This is a genomic window from Mycolicibacterium thermoresistibile (assembly GCF_900187065.1).
In the GTDB taxonomy this organism is placed as follows: Bacteria; Actinomycetota; Actinomycetes; order Mycobacteriales; family Mycobacteriaceae; genus Mycobacterium; species Mycobacterium thermoresistibile.
Window position 1 is genome coordinate 3,627,275 of sequence record NZ_LT906483.1, and the last position, 13,443, is coordinate 3,640,717.

Genomic DNA, 13,443 nt, shown 5'->3' on the forward strand with positions numbered 1-13,443 from the left:
GAAGGTTGACCCCCGCCGGCGGATCGGCACCCCGACCGGCAACCCTCCTTGTTACCGACACAAAAAAACCCTCAGAAACCGATAAGTTTTGTCGGCCACTGAACTAGATTGCTGAGTAGCAAGTCGGGGAATATCTGGAAAACAGGGGGCGAGAGCTGTGAGAGCTCATTTCAATGCATTTGTGACGTCCGGTGTCGCGATCGTGGGGGCCGGCATCATCGCCACACCATCGCTCATCACAGCTCCACCGGCCGACATTCTGGTCCGCGCGGACGCGAACACGTCTCACGCCGTCAACCTGGCGGCGGACGCCGACGCGCTACAGCTGCAGGAGCAGTTCGACGCGCTGCTGGCGGCCACCGATCTGATCGAACGCATCCAGCAGGCGGTCGGCTACATCATCGAAGCCGGCTTCGGCAGCGGCTTCGACCCGCACGAGTCCGCCGATGATCCGATCGACGGCACCTTCCGCCTCATCGAGGGCTTCGGCGCGTCGGCGGTGCGCACCGCCCGGGGCGCGGCGCTGCTACCGCTCGGAGTCATTGCCGCGCTTCAGGCCGTCGCAGAGGGTGGCGACCCCGCGGAGGCGTTGGCGCAGTTCATCCGGCAGGTGATCGACGGGCCCGGTTGGGCGGTCAACCCGATTCTGTATGCGTTGCGCGACACGCTGATCGTACCGCTTGGTGGGGACCCGGGCTTCTTCGCCGACGTCCAGTTCGGTTTGGCGCAGGCCGGCACCGCCCTCGGTGACGTCATCGTGGCGCTGCTGGGTCTCGATGACAGCGACGTGATCGGCCGGATCCAGGAGGCGGTCGATCGAATTTTCAGCGACGGGTTCGGCAGCGGCTTCGACCAGCACGAGTCCGCCGATGATCCTGTCGACGGCATGTTCCGGTTGATCGAGGGGGTGGGCGCGTCGCTGATCCGCACGCTGTCCGGTCTCGCCCTGCTCCCGCTCGGCCTGCTGAGCGTCCCGGCCGCCCTCCTCTCCGGTGACGATCCGCGGGTGGCGCTGGCGGAGTTCATCCGAAACACCGTCGACGGGCCGTCATGGGCGGTCAACCCGATCCTGTTCGCGTTGCGCGACAGCCTGATCGAGCCGCTGGGCGGCCAGCCGGGGGTGTTCGCCGACATCCAGAACCAGCTGCAGTCGGTGAGCAAGCAGATCGGCAACACCATCGTGGATCTGCTCGGCCTGCCGACGGTGTCGACGATGGCGGCCGGCGCCGCGGCCTCGGACGCGATGAGCGTCGACCCGCTCACCCGGGCGCTGGAGGCCATCGATTACATTGTCGACAAGGGTTTCGGCAGCGGGTTCGAGGGGCACCGTCCCGCCGAAGACGTGGTGGACGGATTCTTCCGACTGACCGAAGGTTTCGGTGCGGCCGCGGTCCGCACCGTCTACGGCGCGGCCCTGCTCCCGCTCGGCCTGATCGACGTCGCGGCCTCCGTCGTCGATGGCGGCGACACCCGAGCCGCGTTGGCGGACTTCATCACCCAGACCGTCCACGGTCCGTCCTGGGCGATCAACCCCGTCCTGTTCGCATTGCGCGATGCGCTGATCGAACCCCTCGGCGGCAAGACCGGCGTGTTCGCCGATGTCCAGAATCGGCTGCAGTCGGCGAGCAAGGACGTCGGGGCGGCCATCGTGTCACTGCTCGGGCTCGACGCCGCGGCGGCAGAGGGCAATTCGACCGGATCGCAGAATGTTCTTCGCACGGCGGGTGAACGGAACGAGCCGGGGCAGGCCGGCGCGATGCGTTTCGCTCAGGACGGTCCGACCGCCCTTCCCGGTGGTGGTGAAACCCTCGTCGTCGAGAGTCCCGCTGCGGACGGGCTGAAGCAGGAGCAACCCGACAAGCCGAAGATCGAGCACCGGAAGGTGGAGAAGCGCGAGCTGCGGACCGGTCTTCTGCCGACGCCGGTGGATCTCGGGACGCATCGTCAGCCGCAGCGTGCTCAGACGCCGGTTGAGCTCCAGCAGAAGCCCGGTGGGGTGAAAGTCGACCGAAACCACAAGCGGTTCACCAAGTTCACGACGCACGAGTCCGGATCGCCGCAGGGGGCGTCGTCCGAGGCCCCGTCCTCACCGGACAGGTCGAACGACAAGCCCACGACCAAGAAGTGAGTCCCCGTGCGCTGAGCAGCGCCTCGGACTCGGTGATCGGCCCCCTCTGGCGAGGGGGCCGATTTCCGTTCGGATGGCGTCGAATTACTGAGAATCCCGGCGGTGTGACGCCGAGCCGACGGGCGAATAATTTGCCATCTGCAAATGGCATAATCGTTGCCGTTATCGAGGTTTCCGTCGCCGATATGCACGAATCTTCTTGCTTGCCAAGGCGGCCAGCGTTATCCCGGCGGTATTGACCGGACGCCATGATGTTCGCCAGCTATCCACTGTTTTCTTATGAATTACTCAGCTAGAATGAATGACTCGAATTCGCCGGGTACACAGGAGTTGCTATGTCGTGGGGCGCCGGCCCTGTTGTCGCCACCGCAGTGGCGATCGTCGGCGCAGCGGCCATTGCCGTCAACCCCATCGTCCCTCCCCCACCGGACATCCGGGTGTCGCCATCGGATCTCACCGCCGACGGACACCCGATGGACGTTCTGGACCCCGATTTCCTCAAGAAGGTCGGCGCCGGGGGCGGCTGGCCCAATCCACTCCAGATGCTCGACGGCGTGGTGTCGGGTTGGATCACCGACGGTTCCGATGACGAACCGCGGCATACGATCGACGACCTGCTCAGTGCCGCCAACCCGCCGGCAGGTGTCGGCGGCCGCGCCGGGCAGCCGATCTACGACGTGTGGGTACCCCCGGCCGACAACGGTTCCGGCAGTGAGAACCTCGGACTGGCGCCGATACCGGACATGTCCGGCGAGCTGACCGGCCCGATCGCGGATCTGGTCGCCGGTCTCCCCACACCGCAGCAGGCGATCATCGACGTTGTCGAGACGCTGGTGACGATCGGCACCGAATTCGGGGAGGCGGGCCGGGCATTCATCGATCAACTCGGGGCGGCGACCGGGTTCACCGGAGCCGTCGAGGTGTTCAGCGGCCTCGGTGAGCGATTGCGGGAGCTGGTGATGCTCCCGTTCACCCTGGCGACGGCGCGGGACTCGAACCGGATCGACCGCCTGGAGTTCTTCTGGCAGCGTTCCATCGAGTTCGTCCGTGCGGTGATCGACTCGTTGATCCGCCTGCTGCCGGTGTCGGTGCGACCGCCCGAGCAAGGCATCTCTTCTGAGCCCCGCGGGGTCGGCAAGTCGGCCGTCCGCGATGCCGGGACGGTCGAGACGCCGGCAGGCCCGCCCGCGCCGGCCGGCTTCACCCGGACGGTCGAGACGCCTGGAGTGCCCGCCAAGGGTGGCGAGGACGCATCGAGTTCGTTGCCGCGTGACGTCGGCGACGATGCCGCCCAACCCCGGGATGAGGTCTCTCCCGACCCGGCGACGGCCGACGCGTCCGACGAAGCGGTCACCGACGCCTCCGCGACGCTGATCATCGAAGATCCCGAGGGCACGACACCTCCGTCGGCGGCTGCCGGTCCGCCCGTCAAGTCGACAAAGCCCGCCGGGACCGTCAGTGGCCCGTCGACCGGCACCCAGATCCAGCGCGGTGTCACCCGCCCCGGCCTCGCAGGTTCCTTGTCTGCCGGAGACGACGACGCCGGATCCGACAGGGCCGCCGGTACGCAGTAACCGACGCCACGCGCCGTCTGCGATTAACCGCTCGGGTCTACCGCAAGCACCGAATCGATTGCTACGGTTACGCACCCGCGGCATTCGCGCTCTGGTGCACAGCGATTTCAGTGCGGAACTCCGCGCGACGAATCCGTAGCGATATTTGCCATGGCAATCAAGTCGAGTTCCGGCGATTTCGCTCGTGAATCACGAGTCCAGCCGGAAGGAGTTCGCTACATCCGCAGAAATTGAGGTGGGGAGCCCCCCGGAAGTGAAGTTGTCCGACATCACGGCTGGAAGGGCCCCCCGAGGCGGCAGAACCGCCTGCGACGAGGCTACCAGCGCGGAGCGCAAAACGGATGGCCAAGTGGGATTTTTCCTCGGTGTGGCGTTCGCCACGATGCACCGATCCCGGCGCCGATGAATTTGCCTGCACCAAAAAGACCAGGGTGCGGTCCTCGAGAAACCCGGCGCTGGCAACGCCGCGCCGCATCCTCCGCGTCCGACTGGGGCACCGCCAACCGCTGGCGCTGTTCCTGGCCGCGCCGACCCGCTCAGAGCCGTTCGCGCGCCCAGCGAGCTTTCGCGGGGGCGGAGCAAAGCAGCCCGACGGCGACGCCGGAGGCGGCGACCACTCGCAGACAACGGCAGAAGTCCGAATCCGATCGTCGCCGAGATGGGCCCAGGCGTCTGGGCCAACGCTTGGAACCTTCTGAGCAGCCGGTCAGGAGTCCCCGCCGCGTGGCTGAGAGATTCTCAGCGATTTCAAAAGTTTTGACATCCACAACCCTACTGTCGGGTAAGTTTACGGACGTCCGACATCTGCAAACGGCTGGAAGGAGTCGTGCATGTATGCGCGTCTGCGGTCATTCACCACGGCAGGCGTGGCGCTTGTCGGGGCCGGCATCATCACGGTGGCCCCGACAATCGCCCCGCCCGTACCCGACATCACGGTAGAGGCGAAATACTCGTCCGCCTCGGTTCAACCGACGGCGTTCGCGAACCCGTTGGACGCCTACGGGCAACTGTTCCAGAACACGGCCGAGAATCTCCAGGGCCTGTTCAGCGTCCTCTCCGCGAACCCAGCCCCGATCTTGCAGCAGATCGTTGCCAATCAGGTCGAGAACGTCGAAGCGTTCTTCCCCGAACTGGTGTCCACACTCCAGTCTCTTGCGTATGCGTTCTCGCCCGAGAACCCCCAGGGCGTGTTCTTCATGATCGAGACCGCTGTCGACCTGCTGCGGGCCGGCGAGATACAGCAGGCATTCGACGTCCTGGCAATGGGTCCGGTGATCGTGATCGGTTTGCCGTTGCTCATGGGCAATCTGGTGCCCGCCGCGATTGATCTCATCGGGAAGCCTCTTCAGAACCTGACCAATGTGATCACCTCGTTCGCCACCGACCCGGGGACCCTGCTCGGCCTCGTCCTCGCCCCCCTCAACCCGGTCATGGCCTTGGTGGGTGGCACTGGACTGGCTCTCCAGAACATCGTCGAAGCAGCGGGTGATCCCGCGCAGCTCGTCAGCGCGTTGATAGCGGCACCGGCCACCATCCTGGACGCGGCGCTCAACGGCTACACACCGGATGGTGGCCTGTTGCTCGGCGGACTGCTCGGCTCGGGAGTCGACGGAAATACCGGTGGAACGATCGCGCTCCTGCATGGGGTTCGGGTGGCGATCGCTCAAGTTCTCGGCTACACACCCAATCCGGTCTCGACCATGATGTCGACTCACACCGTCTCGACAGAGACGCCTGTCGAGATCGACTCCCTCGATGAAGGAGATCTGGTCGAGAATCAATCGGCCGGAAGCCAGGCGACGGCGGAAACGAACGATGGTCCCGCCATCCGGGAGGCAGGCGTGCAGCGACTGGCCGCCCCCACGGAGCCAACCGTCGAATCCGGGCTCGAAGCCGACTCGAAATCCGCTGAGGACGGCGACACCTCAGTTTCGGCGGCCGAAGAGACCACCGGTGCGAAGGAGGCGAGCCTGACCGCGGTCGAGAGCCGCGCCTCGCTTGTTCGTGACAGCCTCCGGGCGGTTCCGGGCGAGACCGTCGCCGACGGTGCAAAGCCCCGCGAGCAGTCGGGCCCTGTCCGCGGCGTTCGAGGCCAACTCCGCACTACGGCACCCAGCGTCCAGAACGGAGTTGCAGCGACGTCGGCCGTCGGTGAGCGCGTAAGCACCAACGCCAAGGATGCTTCCGGTTCGTCGACTTCGACTGCCACCGGCAGCAACGACAGGGGTCCGGGCGACGCCGACGAGTAATCCCTCTGATGGTGGGGCCCCTTGCGATCAAGGGGCCCCACTGTTTCTTTCCGAATTCTTTTCCGAACCCGCCGGTTCATCGGCACACGACCTGCGCACCGCAACCGCCGGCAGACGGTACCGGCTACGCGGGCGAAGTTCCGCCGGCGATGCTGATTCCGCTGCCCTGTCGTCACGGCGCGGGGCAGACTCGGCTGTATCGGCGTGTCGTCTCAGGTAAAGCATTCGGACCTTCGCCACGGGACGAAGGCGCACTCTCCTCAGCATGGCACGAGCCGAATCAACGGTAACTTCAGGGCGGCGGCGACGCACCCTGCCCCACCCGACCTCTCTCACGCAAATCGATACCGCCGTTTCGGTGTCGCATTATCGAGCGACATCATCGGATATCCACCTATCCAGCTAACACGTGTTGCCAAGATCGTCCGGGTAGCCAGCGAACAATGAGCCGGATCGACATTCACTTCTTCCGAAGTCATAGGCACAGTCCAAAATCAGTCGACACCATGGATTCCGGACAGCCGGTACGCCGACACTGAGAATCTCTCAGTTTTTTTCCCAGATTGCGCCGCAACCTTATTACTGTGCGGTAAATTCTCAGTTGTCCGACATCTGCAAACGGCTGGAAGGAGTCGTTTCATGCTTGCGTCCATCCGTCCGTATGCGACGGCCGGAGTTGCCCTGGTGGGCGCCGGAGTCATCGCTGCCGCCCCGGTGGTCGCTCCGCCCATCCCGGAGAGTCACGTCACCGTTCCACAGGTTTCGTCCCAGGCGGTGGAGCTGTCCGCCTTCTTCGACCCGCTGACCACCTGGATCGAGGTCTTCACGGCCGCGTTCGAGAACGGCGGTGTGATCGCCGAGGAGGTCCTGAGCAACCCGGCTCCTGTCCTGCGACAAATCCTCGCCAACCAAATCGGTTACCTACAAACAATTGGGACTGCAGGGCAAGGCCTGGTCGAGGGGTTGACCGAGTTCCTCTCGCCCGACAACCCGGACGGTTTGATCGCCGGCTTGCAAGAGGCGGTAGCCGAGCTCACCGCGGGTAACTTCGCCGGCTTCGTCGCGGTCGCCGCGAGAACCACGCTCCTCGGTCCTGTCATAGCGATCGGTTTGCCACTCTTGGCTTCCGGGCTGTTGGAGATCCCGGCGGAGATCGTGCAGAACGTCGCCAACGTGGTCACCACTCTCACCAGCCCACTTGGCCCGGTGACCATGGCCTTGCTGAGCGGTGCGGGCACCGGCCTCGGGGTGGCGAATGCCTTCGGCGACAGTATCCAGCTGGCAATCAATGCGATTGGCGAGGCCGACCCGCTGGGCGCCCTCACCGCGCTGCTCAATGCGCCCGGTGTGATGGCCGGTGCGCTGTTGAACGGTTACTCCAGCTTGGAAGGCTTCGATTATCCGGGGCTTCTGGTGGGAGCGGACGGTATTCCCGGACTCGTGGAGGTACTCACGGTCACCCTTCCTCGGGCGATCGCCGATGCGCTGGGCGCCTCCGGCGGCGTTCCGACGAACCCCTTCGGCGGATTGTTCAGCGCCGCCGAGAAGTCCGCGCCGTCCGCGGCGGGCGGTGTCGGCGACCCGAGCACCGGAAGTGGCGAGTTCGTCGCTGTCGGTTTCGATGACGGAGACGGGGACGCGAGCGGAGGCGACGCCGTCGGCGACAACACCGGCCAGGGGTCCGATGCCGAGACCGTCGAGGTCGCAGGCTTTGTCGACAAGCCTGCCAAGAAGGCGAGCAACGCCGCCCTGACCGACGCCACTTCCGAGAACGGCGGGGTCGAGGTGGTCGAGACCGACGCCGGCTCGGATGAGCTCGACCTTTCCGTCGATGTCGGTGCCGACGACGAAACGCCCAGCATCGGCGGCACAAACGCCGACGGCCCGACCGCTGGTGGCTCGGGCGGTGCCACCAAGAACCGGGGATTGACCAAGGCCTCGCTCGGAGATGCCACCGGCGGGGGCTCGGGCAACGACTCCGGCTCGGCCACCGGTTCCAGCCGGACCACCGGCGGTTCCGTCGCCGGAGGCGGTTCCGTCGCCGGAGGCGGTTCCGACTCCGGCGACGAGTAGGTCGATCACGTAGCCGATCACGAGGTCGATTACGTAGAGGTCCTTGCCGCGGCACCCCTCCTTTCTCAGCCCGGCAACAGGACACGGCCCCGCCTTCCGTGGTGTCGAGAGACCCACGGGAGGCGGGGCCCCCTCTGGCGTGTGCCGCCGCTGTCCCGCGCTCGCGCCCGGAGGATATCGAGCAAATACCGTTGATCAGCCGTACGGCAACTCCGCAGACCGTACGGCAACACCTGCGGTTCGACCGTGCCCGCTCACATCGCGCCCTGATCGATTGTCTCGTACGCCCAAACACGCCTACCCACAGGGCATCTCACGAAGCGATGTTCGCGACTGGGAGATCTCAGATTTTTGGCCAACCTCTTCCGCAATCTTATTACTCTGCGGTAAGTTCCTGGTTGTCCGACATCTGCAAACGGCTGGAAGGAGTCGTTGATGCTCTCATCCATCCGACCGTATGCGACGGCCGGCGTCGCCCTGGTGGGCGCCGGCGTCATCGCGGTCGCCCCGACGGTCACGCCACCTCTGCCGGACATCAAAGTGCCGGCGACCGTGGCCTCCCCGGTGCAGCTCACCGTCAGCCCCATCGAGTTCTACACCGGGCTGTTCGAGCGAACGACCGGCAACGCGAGTGCACTGGTCGAGAAATTCCTCGCCAACCCGGCGCCGATCCTGTCGCAGATCATCGAAAACCAGGTGGCGAACCTCGAATTCGCCATGGAGGTCATCCCGACCTCCATCAACGACGCCATCGAAGTATTCAACACCGTCGGACGGGCCCAGCTGGAAATCGCGTTCCAACAGCTCGCCGAGGGAGATCTCTACGGCGCCGTGCAAACGGTGCAGAACATCATGCTGCCCGTGGCACTCCCGCTCCTCGAAGCGCTGGGCGCTCCGCTACGGCCGATCATGATGGCGTCCGACAATCTGAACAGGGTCGTCCAGCAGGTCATCCCCTCACTCATTCTGGCCGGCCCCATCGCGCTCATCGGGCCCATCAACGCCACCATGGCCGCGGCCGTCTATGTCGTGCAGAGCATCGCCGACGGTGTGATGTCCGGCGACCCGATCGAGGTCGTGAACGCTCTGATCAATGCCCCCGGCGTGGTCATCGACGGCTTCCTCAACGGCGGTTACGGCGGCGTACTGAACGGGGGCATCCTCTCCGTCGCGGGAATGGGCCCGCCCGGACCGATCGACCTGCTGCTGACTTTCCGGGAACAGATCGCACAGGCGCTTGTCCCGCAGGGTCCGTACGCCCCGACCACGTCGGCCGCCTCCGCTGTTGAGGAATCAGCTCCTCCGACGGCGCAGGTCACCAAGACAACGCTCGGAAACAATGTGGTCGATGTCGAGGTGTCCGCGACCAGCCTTGACACCACCACGTCGTCTGCCGCGGGGCCCGAGGGCAACAGCACCCCTGTCGCCAAGACCGGGAACGACGGTGCCGGCAGCGAGAATCCGGTCGAACAGGTCGAAAGCGAAGGCTTGTCGGACACCGGCCTGTCGGATGACGACTCGACGACGGCGCTGAAGAACGACGAGTCGACCACACCGAGTGGCGGAACCGACCTCAGCAACGGCAACAAGGTGTCGCCAACCGCGACGACCGCCGCGACAACGCAGAACGGCGTCGCCAAGAACCGGGGCCTGACCAAGGCCTCGCTCGGGGATGCCACCGGCGGGAGCTCGGGCGGCGACTCCGGCTCGGCCACCGGTTCCAGCCGGACCACCGCAGGCTCGGGCAACACCGGAGGTTCGGACTCCGGCGATGAGTAGGTCGATCACGTAGTCGATCACGAGACGTCCTGCCGGGGCACCCCTCCTCAGCCCGGCAACAGGACACGGCCCCGTCGCCTGTGGTGTCGAAAGACCCACGGGGACGGGGCCACTCGCGTCTCGGCCAGTTTTCCCGTCGCACACGCGACGGATCATCTCGGACAGCCGGAAATTCCCACCACCACCGCCACGGCAGTTCAGAGCCGCCGCTCTACTGAGAATTTCTCAGCTTTTTCCCAGATTTGCGCCGCAAATTATTTACCGTGAGGTAAGTTCAGGCGTGTCCGACATCTGTGAACGGCTGGAAGGAGTCGTTTCATGCTCGCATCGATCCGTCCGTACGCGACGGCCGGTGTCGCCCTCGTGGGCGCCGGCGTCATAGCTGTGACCCCTGTGGCACCCCCACCGGCCGACATACAAGTATCCAGACAGGCGGTAGCGCTGTCCGCCATCTCGAATCCCGGAGATCCCGTCGTCGCCTACGGGGAGCTGATCGCGAACACGATCGGCAGCCTGCAAGGGCTCGGCGGGCAGTTCGCGGCAGATCCCGCGCCGGTCCTCGTCAAGATCCTCCAGAACCAGATCGCCAACGGTCAGCTGATCGGCTCGGCGCTCGACGAGGCGTTGGGATTCCTCCTCCAGGGCGTCGAAGCACTGCCCGGTGCGCTGGAAGAGGCATTCGCCCTGCTCACTCAGGGCGACCTGAAGGGCGCCGTCGACGCCTTCATGATGGGCATCATCCCGGCCGCGCTCGGGATGATCGTCCCGCTCGTCGCGGGCAGCATGATCATCACCAACACCGCCGACAATTTTGCGAGGGCGGTGTCAGCAGTGCTCGACGTCGACGCCATGCTGCCGACTCTGCTGGGCTTCGCCGGCCCCGTTCTCTCCGCCGTGGACGGGTTTGTGACCAGCGGCCAGGCGGTCCTCGACGGCGTTCTCGCCGGAGATCCGATCGCGGTGCTCAATGCCGTGGCGAGCACACCCGCCGTACTCATCGACGCGGTGCTGAACGGGTCCGGAGCGCTTCTCGGGTTCCTTCCGCTGCCGGGCCTGCTCACCCCGGCGACGGCGCCCATCGGTGGCCCCATAGCCACGCTGCTCGGCATCCGCAACGCGATTGCGGACGCATTGCAGCCAGTGGAGCAGATCGCCGCAGCGAGCGCGGCCGCACCGATGGCTGCGAAAGCCGAAGTGAAAGCCGAAGAGGAAGTCGACGCTGTCGCCGCTGTGACGAGCGTGCCCGGTGAGAACTTCAGGACGGTCAACCTGACGACAGAACTGTCGACGGCCGTCGAGAATCCCGTTGCCGGCGAGCCCAAGAAGTCCGCAGCCGTTGACGGGGTCCCCACCACCGTGGCCACCGAAGAGGCCACCACTGGGGCGACCGAATCGCTCGATCCGGCAGCTGCGACGGAAGGCGACGACGGCCTCGAGGACGACTCCGCTAAGAACGCCAACGGTGGAACCGACCTGAGCGACGGCAACAAGGCCACCCCCGCCACCACCGCCGGTGACACCTCGGCCGACTCGGGCTCGAACAAGGCCGGGCAGTCCACGTTGCGCGCCGGCGTCAAGAAGGCGACCGCGAAAGCGTCCGCTGCCAGCAGCACCGGCGGAAGCGACGAGTAACCGGTAACCACAGCTCCACCGCGTAGGCCCCCTCTCACCAGAGGGGGCCTACTGCTGTCGTTTGTCGCTCCGAGGTGGGCCAGTGCACGCCCCCGTCCAGCAGCGGTTGCCACATACCGCCCAAAATGCCGTCTATTGCGGCACTTTGGCCCACTTGCCGGCGTCACCGACGATGCCCACCGGCACCGCTCCGGACAGGTTGACGCCCCGCACCGACGGTCCGGCCGCCACGATCGTGGTGTCCTGCATGATCGGCAGCACCGTCGCCATCTCCCACAACCGCGGCTCCACCGCGTCGATCACCTCGCCGATGTCGGCGGTGCCGTCCAACGCGGCGTCGATCCGGGGCTGGATGCTGCGGTCACAGATCCCGGTGAGGTTCGACGGCGCCTGCACCAACTCCTGATTCTCGGGTTCCGGTGGGGGCGGCGGCGCAGAGGTGGTCGGGGTGGCCGTCGGCGTCTGATCCGTCGGCGGGGACGGTGGCTTTCCGTCTTCGGTCGGTTCGGCGGTGCTCGGCACCGTCGGCACCGGGGTGGCCTCCAACGCCCGGCAGCCGTACCGCGACGCCAACACCGTCGCCAGATCGCCACCGGCCCGCCGCCAGCCCACCACCGCGTCGACCCGGTTGTTGGTCAACGCTTCGCCGTACAACGCAACGGGATCCAGCGCCAGCACCGACGCCTCGATGCCGACACTGCGGAGCTGGTCGGCGGCGGTGTTGGCGACCGCCACCGAGGTCGGATCGTTGGCCGCGGCGCCGAACACCATCGTCAGCGGCGCGCCGTCCTTCACGACGCGTCCGCGGTTCGGTACGGGTGGTGGAGCGCCGGGGGGTGCGGGATCCGGACTCGGCAGCGGCTCGATCTCGTAGCCGGCGTCGAGCAGCAACTGCAGCGCGGACTCGCGACTCATGGCCGGCGGCGCCGTCGGCTCATAGCCGGGATCCGACGGCGCGCGGACCAGCGCCTGCGCCAACGTCACGGTGTTGTCGTCACCGGCGGCCACCGCGGCCAGGAGATCCACGTCGAGCAGTCCCAGGATCGCTTTGCGCACCTGCCGGTCCGCCAGGTGCGGCTGCTGCGCCCGCAGCGTCACCTGCATCACCCGGGGCGTGACGATACGCTCCGTGCGCACGTCGGGAATCGCGTTCAACTGCGCGTATGCGGCCGCCCCGCCGTGCACCTGGGCGACCTGGGTGTCGCCGTTGCGGATCGAGTCGGCCAGCGCAGCGGTCGGCCCGCCCCGCCGGAACAACACCTGGTCGGGTTTGGCCGGCTCACCCCAGTACCGGTCATTGCGGGCCAGCAGGATCTCGTCCCGCTGGGGGTCGATGTTCTCCACCCGGAACTGCCCGCCGGTCACCGGCAGCGCCTGCGCCAACCCGGCTCCGAACCCGCCCGGTACGTCCTTGACGATGTGCGCGGGCAGGATGTTGTAGAACAGTTCCCGCCACGCCGGGTAGGGCTGGGAGAAGGTCACCACCGCCGTCTTGCCGCCGTTCAACGACTGCACCCCGGTGATCAGGTCATAGCCGGCCGGGTCCACCACCCCGGGATGGCTCACCATCTGCCGCCACAGGTACCAGAAGTCATCCGCTCCGATCGGGGCGTTGTCGGTCCACTGCGCCTCCGGCCGGATCTGATAGGTGACGGTGAACGGATCCTCGTTGGTCACCTCCGCCGACACCAGCAGGGTGGGATCGAGTTCCCAGCGCGACCCGGTCGGCGAGGTGTGGTCCGGGATCGGCCGGAACGCGCTCGGCAGCACCAGCGCCGCCACCGCCGCGTTGACCGGTGACTGATCCGACAGCAGATGCGGGTTGAAGCCCGGCCCGATCGAGTCGATCGCCATGATGACCTGCATCGTTTTCGCAGGTGGCGGCGGTGGTGGCGGATCGTTCGTCTCGGTGCTCTGCGGCGCCGGCGGCGGGCTGACCGTGCATGCCGCCGCGAACATCATCAGCGCCGACAGCGCAGCGACGATGCGGAGAGGACGGGCAGGCACG

7 protein-coding genes are annotated in these 13,443 nt (G+C 66.4%); 6 read left to right on the forward strand and 1 reads right to left on the reverse strand.

Annotation, left to right across the window (positions count from 1 at the left end; all coding sequences use genetic code 11):
• The first annotated feature begins 181 nt into the window (after window positions 1-181).
• The 6 genes from CKW28_RS16985 to CKW28_RS17010 all read left to right on the forward strand — a co-directional run bounded on the left by CKW28_RS16985 (window position 182) and on the right by CKW28_RS17010 (window position 11,435).
• Window positions 182-2,128 (forward strand): hypothetical protein, encoded by a 1,947-nt coding sequence (locus CKW28_RS16985; protein ID WP_003926049.1) that lies wholly within the window; start codon window positions 182-184, stop codon window positions 2,126-2,128.
• Window positions 2,129-2,463: 335 nt separating this feature from the next.
• Window positions 2,464-3,702, forward strand: coding sequence for a hypothetical protein (locus CKW28_RS16990; protein WP_131588046.1), 1,239 nt, complete (start codon window positions 2,464-2,466; stop codon window positions 3,700-3,702).
• Window positions 3,703-4,532: 830 nt separating this feature from the next.
• On the forward strand, window positions 4,533-5,951 hold the full coding sequence (locus CKW28_RS16995; RefSeq protein ID WP_040547096.1) for a hypothetical protein: 1,419 nt from the start codon (window positions 4,533-4,535) through the stop codon (window positions 5,949-5,951).
• 639 nt (window positions 5,952-6,590) lie between these two features.
• On the forward strand, window positions 6,591-8,024 hold the full coding sequence (locus CKW28_RS17000) for a hypothetical protein (RefSeq protein ID WP_131588047.1): 1,434 nt from the start codon (window positions 6,591-6,593) through the stop codon (window positions 8,022-8,024).
• 480 nt (window positions 8,025-8,504) lie between these two features.
• Window positions 8,505-9,803 (forward strand): hypothetical protein, encoded by a 1,299-nt coding sequence (locus tag CKW28_RS17005; protein ID WP_131807475.1) that lies wholly within the window; start codon window positions 8,505-8,507, stop codon window positions 9,801-9,803.
• A gap of 318 nt (window positions 9,804-10,121) precedes the next feature.
• A complete protein-coding gene (locus CKW28_RS17010; RefSeq protein WP_003926054.1) occupies window positions 10,122-11,435 on the forward strand; it encodes a hypothetical protein in 1,314 nt (437 codons plus the stop codon).
• A 132-nt stretch (window positions 11,436-11,567) separates the two neighbouring features.
• Here the strand turns inward: CKW28_RS17010 and CKW28_RS17015 are convergent, their stop codons facing one another.
• Entirely contained in the window at window positions 11,568-13,397 is a 1,830-nt protein-coding gene (locus tag CKW28_RS17015; protein ID WP_085975133.1) for an ABC transporter family substrate-binding protein, read from the reverse strand.
• Between the last annotated feature and the right edge of the window lie 46 nt (window positions 13,398-13,443).